Origin of the sequence: Rubripirellula tenax (genome assembly GCF_007860125.1) — a bacterium.
Lineage (GTDB): Bacteria > Planctomycetota > Planctomycetia > Pirellulales > Pirellulaceae > Rubripirellula > Rubripirellula tenax.
Genome location: NZ_SJPW01000008.1, coordinates 354,882 through 374,250 on the forward strand (window position 1 = coordinate 354,882; position 19,369 = coordinate 374,250).

The 19,369-nt window shown below is 55.4% G+C and carries 15 protein-coding genes; 12 read left to right on the forward strand and 3 right to left on the reverse strand.

Annotated features, from left to right (window positions below; all coding sequences use genetic code 11):
- Positions 1 to 70: 70 nt before the first annotated feature.
- From Poly51_RS27350 to Poly51_RS27390, 9 genes are all read left to right on the forward strand, one after another.
- Positions 71 to 1,015 carry a sugar phosphate isomerase/epimerase family protein gene (locus Poly51_RS27350; RefSeq protein ID WP_146462118.1) on the forward strand — a complete coding sequence of 315 codons (945 nt, stop codon included), beginning with the start codon at positions 71 to 73 and terminating at the stop codon, positions 1,013 to 1,015.
- The gene (locus tag Poly51_RS27355; RefSeq protein ID WP_146462121.1) at positions 1,008 to 2,840 is read left to right on the forward strand and encodes an alkaline phosphatase D family protein; all 1,833 of its coding nucleotides are present in this window, start codon (positions 1,008 to 1,010) and stop codon (positions 2,838 to 2,840) included. Before Poly51_RS27350 ends, Poly51_RS27355 begins: the two co-directional genes overlap by 8 nt.
- A 40-nt stretch (positions 2,841 to 2,880) precedes the next feature.
- The gene (locus tag Poly51_RS27360) at positions 2,881 to 3,459 is read left to right on the forward strand and encodes a DJ-1/PfpI family protein (RefSeq protein ID WP_146462123.1); all 579 of its coding nucleotides are present in this window, start codon (positions 2,881 to 2,883) and stop codon (positions 3,457 to 3,459) included.
- Positions 3,405 to 5,933, forward strand: coding sequence for a c-type cytochrome (locus Poly51_RS27365; RefSeq protein ID WP_146462125.1), 2,529 nt, complete (start codon positions 3,405 to 3,407; stop codon positions 5,931 to 5,933). The genes Poly51_RS27360 and Poly51_RS27365 overlap by 55 nt, the downstream gene beginning before the upstream one ends.
- 8 nt (positions 5,934 to 5,941) lie before the next feature.
- On the forward strand, positions 5,942 to 7,513 hold the full coding sequence (locus Poly51_RS27370) for a DUF7133 domain-containing protein (protein ID WP_246114814.1): 1,572 nt from the start codon (positions 5,942 to 5,944) through the stop codon (positions 7,511 to 7,513).
- Positions 7,514 to 7,804: 291 nt separating this feature from the next.
- Positions 7,805 to 9,862 carry a M3 family metallopeptidase gene (locus tag Poly51_RS27375; RefSeq protein ID WP_146462221.1) on the forward strand — a complete coding sequence of 686 codons (2,058 nt, stop codon included), beginning with the start codon at positions 7,805 to 7,807 and terminating at the stop codon, positions 9,860 to 9,862.
- A gap of 82 nt (positions 9,863 to 9,944) precedes the next feature.
- Positions 9,945 to 10,844 (forward strand): alpha/beta hydrolase, encoded by a 900-nt coding sequence (locus Poly51_RS27380; RefSeq protein ID WP_146462129.1) that lies wholly within the window; start codon positions 9,945 to 9,947, stop codon positions 10,842 to 10,844.
- A 128-nt stretch (positions 10,845 to 10,972) separates the two neighbouring features.
- Positions 10,973 to 12,217: an NAD(P)/FAD-dependent oxidoreductase gene (locus tag Poly51_RS27385; protein ID WP_146462132.1), complete on the forward strand. Its 1,245-nt coding sequence runs from the start codon at positions 10,973 to 10,975 to the stop codon at positions 12,215 to 12,217.
- A gap of 139 nt (positions 12,218 to 12,356) precedes the next feature.
- Positions 12,357 to 13,616, forward strand: a complete 1,260-nt coding sequence (locus Poly51_RS27390) for a VWA domain-containing protein (protein WP_146462134.1) — start codon at positions 12,357 to 12,359, stop codon at positions 13,614 to 13,616.
- A gap of 9 nt (positions 13,617 to 13,625) precedes the next feature.
- Here Poly51_RS27390 and Poly51_RS27395 read toward each other — a convergent pair whose 3' ends face one another.
- Positions 13,626 to 14,420 (reverse strand): alpha/beta hydrolase, encoded by a 795-nt coding sequence (locus Poly51_RS27395; protein ID WP_146462136.1) that lies wholly within the window; start codon positions 14,418 to 14,420, stop codon positions 13,626 to 13,628.
- A 270-nt stretch (positions 14,421 to 14,690) separates the two neighbouring features.
- Between Poly51_RS27395 and Poly51_RS27400 the strand changes: the two genes are divergently transcribed.
- The 3 genes from Poly51_RS27400 (at position 14,691) to Poly51_RS27410 (ending at position 17,287) form a co-directional block, all read left to right on the forward strand.
- The gene (locus Poly51_RS27400) at positions 14,691 to 15,188 is read left to right on the forward strand and encodes an FxsA family protein (protein ID WP_146462138.1); all 498 of its coding nucleotides are present in this window, start codon (positions 14,691 to 14,693) and stop codon (positions 15,186 to 15,188) included.
- 233 nt (positions 15,189 to 15,421) lie between these two features.
- Positions 15,422 to 16,867, forward strand: a complete 1,446-nt coding sequence (locus Poly51_RS27405) for a putative bifunctional diguanylate cyclase/phosphodiesterase (RefSeq protein WP_146462140.1) — start codon at positions 15,422 to 15,424, stop codon at positions 16,865 to 16,867.
- Between the two features lie 3 nt (positions 16,868 to 16,870).
- On the forward strand, positions 16,871 to 17,287 hold the full coding sequence (locus tag Poly51_RS27410) for a BLUF domain-containing protein (RefSeq protein ID WP_146462142.1): 417 nt from the start codon (positions 16,871 to 16,873) through the stop codon (positions 17,285 to 17,287).
- 65 nt (positions 17,288 to 17,352) lie between these two features.
- Here Poly51_RS27410 and Poly51_RS27415 read toward each other — a convergent pair whose 3' ends face one another.
- Both Poly51_RS27415 and Poly51_RS27420 read right to left on the reverse strand, forming a co-directional pair.
- Complete coding sequence (locus Poly51_RS27415) at positions 17,353 to 18,378, reverse strand: zinc-binding alcohol dehydrogenase family protein (protein ID WP_146462143.1); 1,026 nt, start codon at positions 18,376 to 18,378, stop codon at positions 17,353 to 17,355.
- A 48-nt stretch (positions 18,379 to 18,426) separates the two neighbouring features.
- The gene (locus Poly51_RS27420) at positions 18,427 to 19,260 is read right to left on the reverse strand and encodes an amidohydrolase family protein (RefSeq protein WP_146462145.1); all 834 of its coding nucleotides are present in this window, start codon (positions 19,258 to 19,260) and stop codon (positions 18,427 to 18,429) included.
- Between the last annotated feature and the right edge of the window lie 109 nt (positions 19,261 to 19,369).

The following is a 19,369-nucleotide window of genomic DNA, read 5'->3' on the forward strand; positions in this document are numbered from 1 at the left end:
CAACGTTACGCTTTGGTAAACTTTGACTTCACTGACCGCGAATCACCACTGCGTTTTGGCTGCCGATTTCATGAATCGACTTTTTTCCTCGAGTGCCCAAGCCATCCGTCGACGCGAGTTCAACGCGATGGCTGCGGCTTCCTTGGCTGGATCCGTCTGTAAGGCGGACGGCATCGCGTCAAAAAACGACTTCCGCTTGAACTACTCGCTTGCCAGTTGCCTGTACGGCTATACGGACTTGTCCGTGATACTGCCGGAAGTCGCCAAAACGGGAGCGACCAGCATCGATATTTGGCCGATGGTTCACGGCAATCAGCGAGAGCAGATCGACAGAATGGGTGAAGATACGTTTGCCGGGCTGTTGCGAAAACACAACGTCACGTTGGGCTGTTTGACACAATACAGACTCGGGCCGTTTGGCTTGGGCAAAGAACTTTCCTTCGCCAAACGACTCGGATGCCCACTGGTCGTGACCGGAGGAAAGGGTCCCAAAGACTTGAGCGGCAACGAGCTGAAAAAGGCAGTTGCGAAGTTCGCCCAGCAGATGAAACCACACCTCGATCAAGCCGCCGAGTGCGACGTCACGATTGCGATCGAAAACCATGGAAACAACTTGATCGATAGCCCCGATTCGTTGAAATGGCTGGTCGAACTTTGCGACCATCCAAAATTGGGCATCGCGTTGGCTCCGTACCATCTTACTCAAGAACCAACAGCGATCGCCGAACTGATTCGCGACCTCGGTCCGCGTTTGAGCGTCTTCTATGCATGGCAACACGGAATGGGATCGACCGAAAAACTTCCGAAAGAACAAGAACTGTTGCAAATGCCCGGACGAGGCGATTTTGATTTCACGCCCTTGGTGGATGCGCTTCGCACGATCCACTTCACCGGTCCCACCGAGATCTTCATGCACCCCGTTCCGCGCGGCGTCGCGATTTTGGAAACACCCGAAGCCGTGACAGCCGAAGTCAACCGAGCCCGTGCGTATTTGGAAGGTTGCTTGAATGCGTAGAGTCATCCCGAAGGCAATGTTCGCTTTCGCACTCGCTTCCCTCCACGTATCCGTCGACGCCCAAACGTCACGTTGGCCGGACCCGATTGCGAGCGACGTGTTGCCCTATGGGGCTAGCGGCCTAAGCCACGGTCCACTGCTGGGCAATCCGACTTCTCAATCGGTTCGAATTTGGGTCCGCACCCACGAACCCGGATCCTTTCGGGTGCGATACGGAAAATCGCTGCCGCCGGACGATCGCTGGAAAACGGTCCAAGGCCGAACCCGCGACGATCACGACCGAACCGGTGTCGTGCAAATCGAATCGTTAGATGCGAATACAGCTTACTTTTACTTGGTGGAAGTCAATGGGAAGGTCGCGGATCTGCGGAGCGATTTCGCTGATCCTTGGCCTTCGTTTCGGACGCTGCCCGACGCGTCGACCTGTGCCGATCCGGCAAACAACCCCCACGGGTTATTCAACTTGACGTACGCGATCGGTCACTGCGCGTCTCAAGCTCCAAACAACAGCGGCGGCCAATACGAAAACACACCGGCTTACGATTCCATACGCCATCGTCACGCCGACGAGGTGTCGTTCGGAATCGTCAATGGTGATGTCATCTATGAAGAGATGCGCGACGGAACGATTGGCGGTGTACGAGACAACTACAAATTGTATTTTAGCCGCGGTCGTTCTTTTGCGAATCTGTTCCGACGTCTGCCGGCAATGTTCACGTTCGACGATCACGACGTCGGTTGGGACATCCATGGCTGCGGACAAGTCGGTCTAGGCGAAGGGCGACATTTGATTCGCGACATTGGCCTCAAGGCTTACGAAGACTACTTGGGCTGGGCGAATCCCAACGGACGACAGCGAGGAAACATCCGACTGGGACGCGGCGAAGTCAAACGTGGCGACAACGTTCTGCACGATGCCGACGCGAACTTCACGAGTCTGTCGCCGGCGCAGGTCAGCACAATTCACTTGGGCAACTATACCCGCGGCGAAAAGATCGTGCCGCGTCGTGACGACGCACCAAAGAATGCGGGCGTCTACGGATTGAAGCGAATCATTGACGCGACGCATTTGGAATTCACGCCGCCGGCGAAAGCCAGCGAACAACTCGATTACAGTATCGGTACGCACCACTATTACGATTGGCGGGTTGGCAACAGTCACTTTTTCGCGTTGGATACGCGCGGCGAGCGATCGGATCGAAACGCCAAGGATCGTAGTGATCCGAATCTATTCATCTTGGGCGATACCCAGAAAAAGTGGTTGCTCGATGGTATTGATAACACCGACGCGGACTTCGTGTTCCTGATTTCTCCCGACCCGTGGACGATCTATCACACTGCGGCGCACGTCGGTGGCGACGATACAGACGACAAAGGTGACGGGTTTCCGTCGTTCTTGCATCAGCGCCAAGAACTGTTGGACCGACTCGATGCAGTCGAACAAACTGTGATCATCTTCACCGGCGATGTCCACGCGTCGGCGTCGGTCAAGATTTCTGACAACGTTTGGGAAATGATGTGCGGCCCGCTCGGGTCCACGGGGCATCCGATCGGTACGCTTGGCAATCCGCCCAACGGAGGAAATTGGCGCAGTATGGATCGCGAAGTCGAAATCCGATGGCTCTCAGAATTCCCCAACAATATGCCCTACCAAGAAATTCGCAACACTTATTATGGCATCGTGCAGATCAACAACATATTGCAAACCGGATCGCCCGGCGGTGGATATCAGTTCGTCGCCTACGACCGCCCTCACGTCATCATTCGATGGCATGACGGATACACCGGTCGGCTCGTTTACAGTGAAACTATCCACGCCCGCTAACCCATGCGGCCAATCCCCTTTCTGATCAAGGAATCGACTGTTGGAAAAAGTACTGATTGTCATCGGCGACGCAACCGAACTGCTCGACACAATGTATCCCTATTATCGATTGCAAGAAGCCGGGTTCCAACCCGTCGTGATTGCCCCCGAAAAGCGACGGTACCAACTGGTTTTGCACGAAATCAAACCGGGCTGGACGATCACCAAGGAATGGGAGGGCTACACGCTTGACTGCGATGTGCCGTTTTCCGAAGTGAACGAATTGGACTACGCCGGTATCTTCTTTTCCGGCGGACGGGCACCGGAATACATCCGCTATGACGAAAATTTAGTTCGGATCACGAAACACTTTTTTGAAACGGGAAAACCGATCGCGAGCGTGTGTCACGGCGTGGAGATTCCAGCCTACGCGGGATGCGTCGACGGACGTCGCATGGCAACGGTTGCCAAGTGTCAGTTCGATCTGGAAGTCTGTGGCGGCATCTATGTTGACGAAGCTTGTGTGATCGATGGCAACTTGGTCAGCGGTCGGACGTATCGCGACAACGGCTACTACATTGGTCCATGGATCGACTTGCTGCTGAAGGCCGGGGCGGACAAGCAAGCGATCAACGCATGAGTCGGATGGCTGATCTCCGGTTTCGGGTTGGGTTCGCGATCGCCTTCGCAGTCGCTTTTGCGACGTCGGATAGTATGTGCATTTCCGACGAAGTTGCTTTCGTCCCGGCGCTTGAGCGATTTGCGCGTCACAACCAAGTCGACTCTTTCGACGTCGGACGTTTGCTGATCACCGAACTCGGTTGTACCCACTGCCACCTCAGCGATGCAGAGATGCTGGCCCCCAAAGCCGCGCCTTCGTTGTCGGGCGTCGGGCTTCGGCTGAACGCGTCTTGGGTTCGCGATTACGTCGCCCGTCCTCATGACGTGCATCCCGGCACGACGATGCCCGACATGCTTGGCGAATTGAATGCGCAGCAGCGTGAGAACATCGCCAACGACATCGCCGCGTTTTTGGCGACACAGCGGCAAGACTTTCCAGAAATCAAAGCATCGGGCACGACGCCGGTGGTGTTCGAGTTTTGGAAGCGAGGTCGGATCCCCGAGGGGCAATCGCTTTATCACACGGTCGGCTGCATTGCCTGTCACGAGCCAGACGCAAACTTCAGGGTCTCCGGATCGCCTCGTTCCTCGATCGATGAGATCATCGACCAGCTAGACGATGACGAACTAGAAGATCTGGGCTTGGCCGACGCCGCACGGCCTTACCCATCGGTGCCGCATTCGAACTTGGCCGCCAAATACACCTTGCAAGGGCTGACGTTTTTTCTGTTGGAACCCGATCGCTATCACCCGGGCAGTCGCATGCCCAATTTGAAATTGACGCCCGAGGAAGCAGCGGATTTGGCCAGCTATCTGATCGACAGCCACAAGGATCGTGAGAAGGGTGATGCTGAGAGTCGAAACAACTCTGTTTCCGCCGATGTCGCATCTGGGCGCCAGGCGATGCAGCAGTTTCGCTGCCTCGCGTGTCATCGCGTCGGCGGTCTAAGATTGGAGCATGCTGCATCGGAACTGCCGCGACTCGACCAACTGCGTCACGACGAACCTGCGGGCTGTTTGCACGTTGGGAATGCTGAGGGCGTTTCCTATTCGCTCGACGATTTTCAATGTGACGCGATCGTCTCGGCGATTGCTTCAACCGACACGAATCTAGACATGACGAGGGCCGACCATTTGCAGCATCGTTTGATGCAACTGAACTGTTTCGCATGTCACGTTCGCGACGAGCTCGGCGGCATTGGTCGTGGTCGCAAAGACTTTTTCCATTCAGTTGGCGATATCGACTTGGGCGACGAGGGAAGACTACCGCCGCCATTAACGGGCGCGGGTCGGAAAATCAAACCGGGCTGGTTGACCAAAGTTCTGACCGGAAACAAGGCCGACATCCGACCTCACATGAGGATCCGAATGCCAAGGTTTCATTCGGATCTGGTCAGCGATCTGACGCAGTGGCTGGTCGAGGTCGATGGCCCTCGAGAGTTGCCGCTCACGGTTGCGGATGATTCCAAACCCGCAAAACGTGAAGTCATCGAAGCGGGCCGAGAACTGATGGACATCGGTTGCATCCAATGCCACTCGTTCGACGGCTTTGCCATGCCTGGCGTGGTTGGCGTTGATTTGGTGGGTATCGCGGACCGCGTGAACCGAGATTGGTTTATGGCGTTCTTACGCGATCCGGCATCGTTAAAACAGCGAACGCGGATGCCCAACTTTTTTGCCGCCGGTAAAACTCAAAACTCTGAATTACTGGGTGGCAACCCCGATCGTCAGATCGCTGCGATGTGGGCGTACTTGCAAGACGTCCCCAAGCATTCGTTGCCACAAAAGTTGCAAGAATCTCGATCGCAATCGTATGAGTTGGTCCCCGACGATCGGCCGATCCTGCTGCGCACGTTCATGGACACCGCCGGCACTCATGCGATCGCGGTGGGAAATCCCCAAGGCATCCACTATGCCTTTGACGCCGAACAAGTACGTTTGTCGACGGCTTGGAGAGGCAAGTTTCTGGATGCTCAAGGCACATGGTTCGTTCGCTTCGCACCACCAGCGGTTCCGCTGGGATCGCAATTGATCGACTTCCCTATCGGCAATGTCTTCGCCGCCATGGATGACGGTGTCGAAATTGGACACGATGTCTTCGCCGTATCAGCCCAACAACCTCGTTTCGACGGCTATCGGTTGGATGCCGACGGAATTCCGACGTTCTTGTACCGCGTCGGCGAAATTTCGGTCGAAGACCGAACCGTGGCTGCAAAGGACGACGCATCTTTGCAACGCACTTGGCGACTGTCGGTGCCCAAGCATACGTCTCGTCGCATCGCCTTTTCGCCGCTAGCTGGCGTGAACGTCGAAGACATCGGCGACGATCGGTTTGTCAACGAAGCTGGCCTGCAAGCGAAGATTCACGGCCTGTCCGCCGTCGACGCGACAATCACTTCAGGCCCGATTCCGGCGGCCGATGATCACCAGCGGGTTCACTTCCTGATTCAAGTCACGTCGCCCATGACGTTGCGGGTGGACTATTCATGGTGAAGACATTCATGCTGAAACGAACGCAACTTTTCGTGATGACGTCAGTGCTGGCTACGATGATGGTGTCGGTCGTCGCGGCCGAGGAAGAACCGGATTACTACCGAATCGTTTCGGTAGCCACCAGCCAAACGAACTCGGATTCACGAGCCGCGAACTGGCGTCCTGGTGACGACGGTCCTGCTTTAGAAATCAGTGGGATCGCGCCGTACGATGACGATCGTATCGCGGTGGCGATTCGCAAGGGCGAGGTCTGGATTCTGAGTGGCATTTATGACGATCCGCCCGCGCAAATGAAGTATCACCGCTTCGCTTCGGCGCTGCATGAACCGCTGGGCTTGCTTCGTCGCGATGGCGATCTATTGACGGTCCAGCGAAGCGAACTGACGCGACTGCGTGATACGAACGCAGACGACGTTGCCGACGAATACTTGACGGTCACCAAAGGCTGGGGCGTGACGGGACACTATCACGAATACGCTTACGGACCAAAGGTCGATGGCGATGGCAATCTCTGGTTGACTCTGAATATTGGGATGGGTTTGAAAGGCAACTTGCTCAATCGAACGCGCAAATCGACGCTGGGCTATCAACAGGGTTTGTGGCGTGGTTGGGGGATGAAAGTTGGCAAGGCCGACGAACTGATTCCCGTTTGCGCCGGCATGCGATCGCCCAGCGGCTTGGGGGCCAACGCAGACGGCGACATGTTCTACACCGATCAACAAGGCAACTGGGTCGCAACCGGATCGCTGCATCACATGCGCGAGGGAGCATTTTTCCATCATCCCGAATCCCTCGCATCGATGGATGCAGTCGGTTCGACCATTCACGATGTCACGGAAATTCCTGATGCGATGCCGTTGCCCGAAGCGCTCGCACGGTTTCCCCAAATGAAGCCGCCCGCCGTGTGGTTTCCCTACAAAAAAATGGGCCAGTCGACGACCGACATCATGCTGGACGCCAGCGACGGCAAGTTTGGTCCATTCGCCGGACAATTGTTCATTGGCGAATTCACGCAAGCCGGTATCAACCGCGTGTTTTTGGAAAAGGTGGATGGCGAGTACCAGGGCGCATGTTTTCCGTTCCGATCCGGATTGGCAAGCGCGGTGTTGCGATTGATGCAAGGCAAAGATGGCAGCGTTTTTGCGGGACTGACCAATCGCGGCTGGAGCAGTCTGGGGACCGCGTCATATGGCCTGCAACGATTGATATGGACGGGCAAGATGCCGTTCGAGATTCAAACGATGCGAGTTCGGCCGAACGGATTCGATCTCACATTCACACGCCAGGTCGATACCCTGTCGGCATCCGATCCGACGTCGTACCAATTTCAACGATACACGTATAACTATCATTCAACGTACGGAAGCGACGAAATACAACGGCGTGATTTGACCGTTCGATCGGCGACGGTCCAAGCCGACGGTGTCACTGTTCGATTGGTCGTCGACGGGCTGACGCCACACTTCGTCCACGAACTCAATGCTTCCGGGGTTCGCGATCAAGCGGGGAAATCGCTGCTTCATTCGCATGCCTACTATACGCTCAACCGACTTCCGACCCTGCAAACGGGAAAGAAGTAGTCCGTGCAGTGTCTGGCGAAATATCCATCCAGTGCGGCCATCGATGCACGGCCAGCCGATCGATTCGCCTAAGACCGGGATCGCCTGCGACATGTTTGATCGCTGCAATTGCTGTAAACTTCGGGCTCGTGTGAACGACCGTTACCATTTCACCAGGAAGCCGACACCGTGATTCCACGCTCATATTCCTTATCGAACACGTTTGCTCTGCTGACGACGTTTGTGTTTGCTCCGATTGCTGTTGCGTCTTTTGTCCTTGCCCAAGAAGATAAACCGAAAGAGTTACCGACCATGGATGTTGAATCGCCGCTTTTGAAACCTTGGACGGGTCCCTACGGCGGCGTCCCTCCGTGGACGTTGGTTCGGACGGAAGAATTCGTCCCCGCATTTGACGTCGCAATCACCCGTGCCCAGCAAGAAATCGACGCGATTGCGGCGAATCCCGCGTCTGCCACGTTCGACAATACGATCCTGGCGATGCAGAACGCGGGCGACGATCTGCGACGCTTAGAAGCGATCTTCGGCGTCCACGCTTCCAACTTGAATGTGGGACCGATTCCTGATATCGAGAAAACCGTTGTTCCGAAACTGTCCCAGCACGGCGACAGCATCTATCAAAACAAGCCGCTGTTCGATCGTATCAGTAAGATCTACGACAGCCCCAGTATGAAAGACGGCACGTTCACGGTCGCCCAAACTCGCATCGTCGACGATTTGTACAAGACATTCATTCGCCAAGGCGCGCGACTGGATGAAACCCAGAAAGCGAAACTGTCGCAAATCAACACGCGTTTGGCGCGACTGTTCACGGACTTTAGCCAAAACGTGCTCGAGGACGAAAAGGGCTATGTGACCTGGATCGATGACGAAGCACGTTTGGCCGGATTGCCGCAAAGCGTCGTCGATGCGATGGCGTCAGCCGCAAAGGAACGTGCCAACTCAGGTGGCAAATGGGCAGTAACGAATACGCGTTCGTCGATGGACCCGGTGTTGACGTATGCCGACGATCGGGCGCTTCGCGAAGTCGTGTGGCGGAACTATTACAACCGTGGCGACAATGGTGACAAGCATGACAACAACGCGATCATTTCAGAAATCTTGAAGCTACGAGCCGCGCGGGCCAAGTTGCTTGGCTATCCGACGCACGCCCACTGGCGGATGGAACCCACCATGGCAAAGGAACCTCAAGCCGCGATGGATCTGATGATGAAAGTGTGGCCCAAAGCCGTCGCTCGCGTCATAGAAGAGGTCGCCGATATGCAAGCGATCGCCGATGCCGAGAACGCAGATCTGAAGATTGAGCCTTGGGACTATCGATACTATGCCGAGAAAGTCCGTAAGGAAAAGTACGACCTGGATTTGAACGAAGTTACGCCGTACATGCAGTTGGACAAACTGCGCGAAGCAATGATGTGGGCGGCGGGACGACTGTATGGGCTGACGTTCAAACAGATCAGCGGCATCCCGATTTTCCATCCCGACGTGACGGTTTGGGAAGTCAGCAAGGCCGACGGATCTTTCGCCGGCTTGTGGTACTTGGACCCGTTCGCCCGTGAAGGGAAACGCAGCGGCGCGTGGATGACCGATTACCGGGAACAGCAAAACGTAACGTCAGAGATTCGACCGATCGTTTCCAACAATTCAAACTTCGTCAAATCCGGCGACGGAGCCACGTTGATCTCATGGGATGACGCGGTGACTTTGTTCCACGAATTCGGCCACGCGCTGCACAGTTTGCTGTCGAACGTGAAGTATCGTTCGCAAGCGGGAACGAATGTTGCCCGCGACTACGTCGAGTTTCCTTCGCAGGTCAATGAACACTGGCTCGATACGCCCGAGGTGTTGAATCAATTTGCCGTTCATCATGAAACGGGCGAAGCATTGCCACAGTCGTTGCTGGACAAGATCAAGAAAGCGTCGACGTTCAACAAGGGTTTCGATACCGTCGAGTACCTGGCCAGTGCGTTGATCGACATGAAGTTGCACCTGGCCGGCGATGCCGATATCGATCCCGATACTTTCGAGCGAGAAACATTGGCTGCGATCGGAATGCCTGCGGAAATTCCGATGCGTCACCGGACTCCGCAATTTGCGCACATCTTCAGCAGCGATGCGTACTCGGCTGGCTATTACAGCTACCTCTGGTCCGATGCGTTGACGGCCGATGCGGCTGAGCGGTTCGTCGAAGCGGGAAGCTTTTACGATCCAACGGTTGCCAAGAGTTTGTATGAAAACGTGATGAGCGTCGGTGACACGATCGATCCGGCCGAAGGTTTTCGTCGCTTCCGCGGACGTGACGTCGATACCGGCGCGTTGCTGCGGAAACGAGGCTTCCCCGTCGACGAATAAACCGCGAAGTGCGGGCATTCGCAAGAATGCGATAGCGACGACTTGGGTTCCACTTCAAAACGTTCTTCTGGGAGATGCTTCGATGTTTCGTATCGGTTTGTCGATAGCGATGGTATTCGTTGGTTTGGCGTGCATGAATTTGCGATGCATGGCGGATCATCCCGATGCCTCGATTGCTTCAACGGAAAATCCCGTCGAAGTGGAACACGACATTGTCTACGGGACCGGTGGTGGAATCGATTTGCAATTGGACCTTGCAAGGCCGATCGATCGATCGGTGCCGTCGCCGTGCATCGTCGTCATTCACGGCGGCGCATGGCGAATGGGTGACAAATCCAACCACCGTCCCGACATCACCGCCTTGGCCGAACAGGGATACGTTGCGGCCACCATCCAATATCGGTTCTGTCCCGAACATCAGTTTCCGGCACAGGTCGAAGATGTGAAATGTGCCGTTCGGTACTTGAGGGCTCACGCGGAAGAGTACGGCATCGACCCGACGCGGTTGGGCGCGGTCGGCTATTCCGCAGGTGCCCACTTGTCGATGATGCTGGGCACACTCGATCGCCAGTGGGAAGGCGATGGCGGATGGCCGGACCAATCCAGCGAAGTCCAGGCAGTGGTGTCGTACTTCGGTCCGACGTTCTTCGAAGAACAAGGGCTCAATGCACAAACCAAGCCGCTGATATCAGATTTTTTGGGTGGATCGGCGGCCGAGAAACCGGAAACCTATCTGCAGGCGTCGCCCTTGACCCATGTCAGCCCCGGCGACGCACCCATGCTGCTTTTCCAGGGGACCGATGACGCATTGGTGCCCTACCAGCAAGCTATTCTGATGGTGGAAGCGATGACAAAGGCCGATATCGCCGGACGGGTTGAGTTTCTGATCGATGCAAAGCACGGCTGGGGCGGCGAAACTCGCGATCGGACGAACCGTGAAACACACGACTTCTTTGACCAACATCTCCGAACGGGTGGCTAGCGCGCCGCGAGTATCGGGATCTCGGAATTCGGGGTTTACGACGAAGTAGAATACCAAGGTGGAAGTTGAAGTGATCCAGTCGAAGTCTGGATAGAGGTGACTGGGACGACAAAGAAGGACAATCGTAGATGAAAACGAAGTACGACGTTGTGGTGATTGGTGGCGGACCTGCGGGCGGGTCGGCTGCATCGACGGTGGCCGCGGGGGGATTGGATACCCTTTTGGTCGAGCGCGATTCCATGCCTCGGTTTCATGTCGGTGAGTCGTTGATGCCGGAAACGTATTGGCCCCTGCAGCGTTTAGGTTTGACCGACCGTATCAAGGCGGCCGGTTGGCAGGTCAAGAAGAGCGTTCAGTTCGTCACGCACAACGGTCGTGAATCCGAGCCATTCTTTTTCCGCCAACACGACGACCGAGATTGCAGCAACACGTGGCAGGTTGAACGCAGTGAGTTCGATAAGATGCTGTTCGATCGCGCCGCTGAACTGGGCGCCGATTGCGTCGACCAAACTCGATTGGTTGATGTCAAATTTGACGAAAACGGGAAGGCTACGGGAGTCGTTCTGAAAGACCGAAACGGCAATCTGCACGACGTTGAATGCCGTGTCGTGATTGACGGCACCGGACAACAATCTTTCATTGCAAACAAACGGGGATTGAAAACGATCAACCCGGATCTGAAAAAGGCTGCGATTTGGACCTACTATCGTGACGCCATTCGTGGCGAAGGCGATAACGAAGGCGCGACAATCATCATGCAGACCGAAACGCGCGACGCATGGTTTTGGTTCATCCCGCTCTCACGCGGGATCACTAGCATCGGTTGCGTTGCCGACAACGACTATCTGTTGAAGGGACGCGGCAAACCAGAACAGGTCTACCAGGAAGAACTCGCAAGATGCCCCGGACTGCGACCGCGATTGGAAAACGCGACCCAACTTGGTGACGTCCGCACCGCGAAGGAGTTTTCGTACATGACGTCGCAAAGCGCCGGCGACGGTTGGGTGCTCGTTGGTGATGCATTTGGCTTCATCGATCCCGTGTACTCATCGGGCGTGTACTTCGCCTTGGAGATGGGAATCCGAGCAGGCGATGCCATCATAGAAGGTTTCAAGAAGAATGATCTTAGCGGCGAACAACTTGGGCAATGGACAGAGTCGTTCCGTGAGGGCTCGAAATGGGTGCGGAAACTGGTTCATGCGTTCTATACGAAAGAATTCAGCATCGGCCGCTTCATGAAGGAGCATCCTGAACACCGCGGAAATGTGACGGACTTGTTGATCGGCCGCGTGTTCCACGAAAATGCGGGGAACATGTTCGACGATCTAGACGCATCCATCGCTCGTGCGAAAACGGAAGCGATGGCCGTTTAATCGCTGGAATGCTTGAGTTTGCTCTGGTCTGATTTGCTTTGCTTTGGGCCTTGAGTGCGAAAAAGCATTTTGACGAACTTCGGATGTCCGGTAAGATTCAGACCGTCCGAACGAAGCCGTTTTGCTTGCGGAAACCCTGATGCGTCCGTTCCATTTTCGAATCAATCACAGCTTTGCTGTTTCGCTGACTTGCTGGTTTGCGTTCGCTGGGGCAGTTGTGGCTGATGATACGGATCGCCAAACAAGGGTCTTGGTCCGTCAATTAACCGGGCGCAGCGAGAGTGTCCGTCAAAACGCAATCTCTCGTTTGGTGGCCCAACCGAAATTGGCGTATGAGTTTTTGCCCGCGCTGACCAGCGCCGCAATAGAGCAAACGGGCCAGACCCAACCGGGGCAGCTGGTTCGTCCCAGCACGGTTCGCCTTCTCTACTTGATCGGATCCATCGATCATACCGATGCGGAAAGCGTTTTGGTCGATCTGCTTGACGATGATCACACCGGGATCGTCATGATCGCGGCGGATTCGCTAGGCAAGAACAAACACTATGGCTCGATTGAGTTTCTGAAACGGCAAGTCGATCGACCCGAGTTTGATTCGCATTACGGATTTCGATTCAACCTGGTCCGTGCATTGGCTCAGATGGAGCATCCCGATGCCGTCGAGTTTTTGGGTGACTTGGAATCGAAGCTCGACGGACAGCTTCATTTCGAAGTTGCAAAGTTGCTCACCGAAGTCAACGAGTCGCATTTTCTTGGCGACCAGGCTAGGTTTGAGCGGTGGCAGGCATCGAAACCACCGAAGATCGTTTTTCAAAAGGCAAGCTTTGATTCTCAATCCGGAAACGGTCGCATCCGTATGGGTGCATCGCAAAAATACTATGACATCGACATTCATGCGAAGCGGTTGATGTTTGTCATCGACCGATCGGGAAGCATGAAGGATTACGACGGCGGGATGACGCGACTGGAACGCGCCAAGTTCGAGCTGATCAAAGCGATCAAGGAATTGCCTGCGGATTCAGAATTTGGGATCACGTTCTTTGAAACGTCGGTCCGCCAGTGGCGAGAAAAATTGTTGATCGCGAGCGAAGAGAACAAGCGAGACGCAATTGTGTTCGTCGAGCGACTTGGATACGGCGACCGGACCAATACTTACCAAGCGCTGCGCGAGACACTCGATTTCGATGAGCAACTTGAAGTCGTGTTTTTGATTTCTGATGGTAAACCGACTTTTGGGGAACTGACCAATCCATCACTGATCGTCGCTGACATCATGCACCGAAATCGGTTTCGCAACGTCAACTTCAATACGATTGGGATCGCTGTGACCGGGCCAGCGGAATCGTTCTTGAAAACACTGGCCGAGCAATCGGCGGGCGAGTATCGGTCGGCGAACTGAGTGGTGAGTTCAATTTTTGGCTGATACCGAATCGAGCCACCGAGTCAACTCTTCGATCGCAGTGTCCCGTTCGACGTCGTGAAAAATCGCGTGCCGTGTGTGCGGCAGCCGAATCATGGTCGCGGGCTTGCCAATGCGAATCGCCAGATGGTCGCATGCGTCGCGGTCAATCATGGAATCTTCCTTCCCGTACATCACCAAGGTCGGAATTCGAATATCACGCGCGTGATCAATGGCCCATCGCCCCTGCGACACCAACTGGGTGGCGAGGTACATCGATATTTTGCCGTGCGTTTTTGGATCCCGTCGAATCTGGTCCGCTTCATCGGCGTCCTGTGTCAGTAAGTCCGGATCGACTTTGCGATCGAATCGAAACCATGGGAACAGACGCCCAGTAAGCCAAGCCGCGAAGATGATCGGACGGGGCATCAATTGCGGCGGCATCAGCATCGGTGCGCATAGCGCCAGTCCAGCCAGCGGCGGTGAATCCGTGTCAATTGTCAGCATTCGCAGTGCATAGTTGGCTGCAAAGTTGCCGCCCATGCTGTGGCCAAGCAACACCTGTGGTAAGCCGGGACAATATTCCGCGACGGTCCGACGCACTTCGCAAATGTCTTCCAAAACGGAATCGAACGATTGAATCGTTCCTGGCTTCCCAGGCGAATCCCCGTGCCCCGGCAAGTCAAACGCGAACAGGGACCAACCAGCCTCGTTGACGGTTCTGGCCAGATGCTCGAATCGCCCCAAATGGTCACCCAAGCCATGGACGACCAAAATCACGCCTCGCGGCGCCAATTTCGACATCCACAAGCGACCGCACAATCGACCTTCACGCCCTGTTTTCAATGAACTGGCCCGTCAATGAAAAGCGGTGTCGCAGCTTGCATCGGCTGTAACCCATTGAAAAAACGTCGTGATACTTGGTGCCTCATCGCGCGAACCGGCAAATTAGAGGGGAATGACGCGTTTTACCATCCTCGAGCGGCCATTTTGTGATCGCAAATCGGGTTTCGGCATGGAAGGTGCGTTAGAGTCACTTTGTTGTCCTTGTCTGCCACGCTGACGGAGCCACTCATGCTCATCCGACTTTTTGCCGCTTTTGTGATCGTTCCGCTGGTCGAATTGTACCTGTTGTTACAGTTGGCTGAAGCGACGTCATTGGCAACGACGCTAATGATTGTTGTGGTCACCGGCATCATGGGTTCGATGCTCGCTCGGCGCGAAGGTACCGTGGCTTGGCATCGTTTTAAATTGGCGATGGCCGAAGGACGCATGCCCAGCCGCGAGATCCAAGACGGGCTGATGATCGTGTTCGCAGCAGCCTTGTTGTTGACGCCAGGAATTCTGACGGACGCATTGGGGTTCACGCTACTTTTGCCAGCCGGCCGAAGCGTGTTTCGTCGCCTGTTTTTGGCGAAGTATGCCGGTTCGTTCCAGGTTCACGTCAACGGTCAGCCCGTTTCCGGTTCGCCCGACGAAGCCGATGGTCCGGTGGCCCCAGGGCCAGAACCGTTGCATCGGCCATCGCGTGGTTACACGATCGACGCGACGGCCGTGAAGCATCGTACGTAGTCCACCAAGACAGATTTCCTGACACGAATCAGAAATCGATCGAGGGTCCGATTCTTGGCCACCCTCCCGCCTTGGTGTTGACTGGCAACCGGGTTTCCCAACGCTTCCGGTTTTAGGGATTGTACGGCCGGGTTTGTCGACATCGATCGCGGGCGGCGGAAATCGCGTGCTAGCCACAAAAATTTCCGGCCCTGCTTCGCATCGGGGCGTAGAGATGTTTACGTTGTAAACCCATGCCAATGTTCTCGGATATCGATTCAATGTCGAGTGTCGATTCCTTTGAACCGCAGATCGAAGCGGTTGAAATCGATGCGCTGCAGCGACTTGATCGCGTCGTGGATCAACTTCGAATCGAGCAACAGAGGCTGGAAACAATCACTCGCGAGGACGCGTTAACGGGGCTGCTCAACCGAACCGCGATGATAAACGACTTGAACGCTGAAATCGCATCGCTTGCCGAGGGAGCCGAGATCGCGCTGCTGTACTTTGATCTGGACAACTTTAAACCGGTCAACGACACGCTGGGCCATCCGGCGGGGGATCGAGTCTTGCAGACTGCGGCGCGACGTTTGATTGAATCGATTCGCGACGGTGACCGCGTCGCCCGAATGGGCGGTGATGAGTTCGCGATTTTGCAAATCAACTGTCCTCAGCCGTCGAGTTCGCGTGCGCTTGCCAAGCGAGTGATTCAGCGGTTGAACGAAGCAATCGTCTTCGACGAACAGCACGTGCATATCGGCGTCAGCGTCGGTGTCGCGATAGGGCCGTTTGACGGCGATACGTCGAACGAATTGCTCAAGAACGCCGATCTTGCGATGTACCGTGCCAAGCAGGATGGTCGTGGCGTGCTGCGATATTTTGAAACTGAGATGGACGCGCGGATGCAAGCTCGCCGTAAGCTCGAAAACGAACTTCGGCTTGCGATCAAGAATCAAGAATTTGAACTCCATTTTCAACCGGTACTCGATCTGACGTCTGAAAAGATTGTGCTGTGTGAAGCCCTCGTTCGTTGGAACCATCCCCAGCTCGGCCGCGTCGCGCCGGACCAATTCATTCCATTGTCTGAAAAAACCGGATTGATCGGGCCGCTCGGCGCTTGGGTTCTTCGGCGGGCTTGCCAGGAAGCAGTTACCTGGGGCGACGACATCTGCGTTTCCGTAAACGTCTCGCCCATCCAATTGCGTGACCGAACGTTGGTGCAGACGGTTGATAACATCCTGGACGAAACCGGGTTGAAGGCCAACCGACTTGAGCTTGAGATTACCGAGCGGTCGCTGATGTCCAACACGGATCTGACGGTCGGATTGCTGCACCAATTGCGCAAGCTAGGTGTCCGAATATCGATGGACGACTTTGGGACGGGGTATTCATCGATCAGCTACTTGCGGAAGTTTCCGTTCGACAAAATCAAGATTGACCGCTCCTTCGTTACGGGCAGCGACACCTCGGACGACTCGGCGGCATTGGTGAAGATGATTGCTTCGCTGGGTGCAAGTCTGGGGGTCAAAACGACTGCCGAAGGCGTCGAGACGTGTGCGGAAATGAAATCAGTCCGCGATGCGGGCTGCACCGAAATCCAACGCTACCTGCTCAGCCGTCCGATCTCTTCAGACTCCATTCGGGAATTGCTACACGACCGGCAAACGAATGGCAACGCCGTGACCTGCGAGGCCAACTAGCGGATGTTCAAGCGAATTCTCTACACCAGCCGCGCGGCCGAAGGCATCACGATGCGAGATGTCTACGATATCCTTCGTGTCGCACACAACCGCAACAGTGAAAGCGGCTTAACCGGCGGGCTGTTGTTGATCGACGGATACTTTCTGCAAGTGCTCGAAGGCGCGCCGTACTCGGTTGATGAACGCTACAAACGCATCGTCGCCGATCAGCGGCATCATGATGTGGTGCTACGGCTGGCCGAGTCAAATTCGGAATTGCTGTTCCCGTCCGAGTGGATGGCGCTGCAGGATGGCCACGATGTCGATCCCGATCTACTGGCCGAGCATGCCTACCAAATCGGCATGCCAGAGAAAACATTCAGCGGGCAACAAGTGCTCGCTTTCCTGACTGATTGCTTCGCCCGATCGACGGTCGAGTGAGCAAAACGTGAAATCTGCTCGAACGCAATTTCCATCATTGCCAATTCACGTTCGCGCCAAGGCAACTACGCGACTTCGATGATGGCTTTGATCACCCCGGTTTCTGGTTTGGTGAATGACTCGAAATCGTCAAGGACGCCGTCGAAACTGGTGCGGTGCGTGATCCAGGGGTCGGTGTTGATGGTTCCGTCTTCGATCAAGCTGATGATTCGGGTGAAGTCGCCTGGCATAGCGTTACGGGATGCCTTGATCGTCGCTTCGGGGCGGTGCATGACGGGATGGCGGAACGTGAGTTCCTCGGTCGTGATCCCGACGTAAACCAACGAACCGGTTGGCGCCAAGTACTGGAACGCACCCGACATCGAATGCTTGTTGCCCGTGGCGTCCGTGATGACTTGGTACATGTCACCGCCGGTCAATTGTTTCATGCGATCGATTTCGCTGCCGTCGCCTTTGAACAGTACCGTGTTTTTGATGCCGTAATTCTTTTCGACGAATTCCAAACGCGCTGGATTCATGTCCATGACACTGACTTCCGCATCCGTCAGCCGGGCAAACTCAAGCGTCGACAGTCCGATCGGTCCCATGCCGATGATCAGCGTGTGATCGCCGCCGGTGGGAGCGCCGCGATCGTTGGCGTGGCAGCCAATCGCCAAAGTTTCGACGAGTGCCAATTGATCAAACGTCAACTTCGATGACGGGTGCAGTTTGTCGGCGCGGACCAAGAACGATTCGCACAGACCGCCGTCGCACATCACTCCGATGACTTTCAAGTTCTGGCAACAATTGATCGCGCCGCGACGGCAGGGGTAGCATTCGCCGCAGTTCATATAGGGTTCGATACTGCAGGCGTCGCCGGCTTTCACATTCTTGACGCCGTCGCCAACCGACACCACCTCCACACCCAATTCGTGACCGGGGATTCGGGGAAAGTCGAAGAACGGGAATTTTCCCAAATAGCAACTGACATCGGTTCCGCAAACACCCATGCGGTGTGTCTTGACCAACGCCATTCCGGGACCCGGTGCTGACGGGGGATCGATGTCGATGGCTTTAAGCGTTTTGACTTCTGAAATTTGAATGGCGCGCATGGAAATTCCGAACGAAGGAAGAAGCAGTTTGAAATGAGGTGTAAGGCATCACGCCAGGCGATAAGCCCGAATGGCATTTCCGGCAAAGAACGCTTGTTGTTCGCTGGGGGATAGTTCGCTGGCGAGTTCTCGAACGACGTCGATCCATTGGTGATAACCAGTCTTGAGGAGGCAGACGGGCCAATCGCTGCCGAACATCAATCGAGCGGGCGTGAAGGCTTCGAGCGCGACGTCCCAGTGGCGACGGATGGTTTCAATGTTCCAAGTCGCGTCGCAGACTTCCGTTGCCACGCCCGAGAACTTGCACATCACGTTCTCGCGACGAGCCAACTCGCGTACATTGTTTTCCCAATTCTGGTCGAAAGCGCCTGATTGAATCGTCGGCTTGGCGATGTGATCGAGAACCATGTTCAGCGTCGGATGTCGATCGACAAATTCGATACTTGCGGGCAATTGTTTGGCGAAGATCAGAATGTCGTAAATCAAATCACGAGTCGCCAGTTGGTTGACACCGCGGTTGAAATCGGCACCCAAAATGAAGCGGTCGTCGGCCTCGTCTTGAACGACATGGCGAACTCCCTTCAGCCGTGGGTTATCCGCGAATTCGTCCAAAACGTCGGCGACGTTCTGATCCGCCAACGGGACCCAGCCGACGACGCCACGGATCAGCGGTTCGGTTGTAGCTAGTTCGAGAAGCTCTTTCGTTTCAGCAACCGTTTGTCTCGCTTGCACCGTCACGAAACCGTCGACATGGTTGGCCGCGGCCAATTCACGCAGTTCTTTCGCTAAAAAGTCTTTGCGAATCACCGACATGGATTCGTCGATCCAGCCGTACTCGGCAGTTGAGTATTTCCATAGGTGGTGGTGTGAATCGATCAGCATGGTGGGCTAAGAATCAATGAGAGGGGTGGCGGGCGGTCCAACAGGCGAATCCATAGGTTATCCGCGAGTCGGGCGTGTCACAATCAAACGAAGCCTAGGCACGGACCTT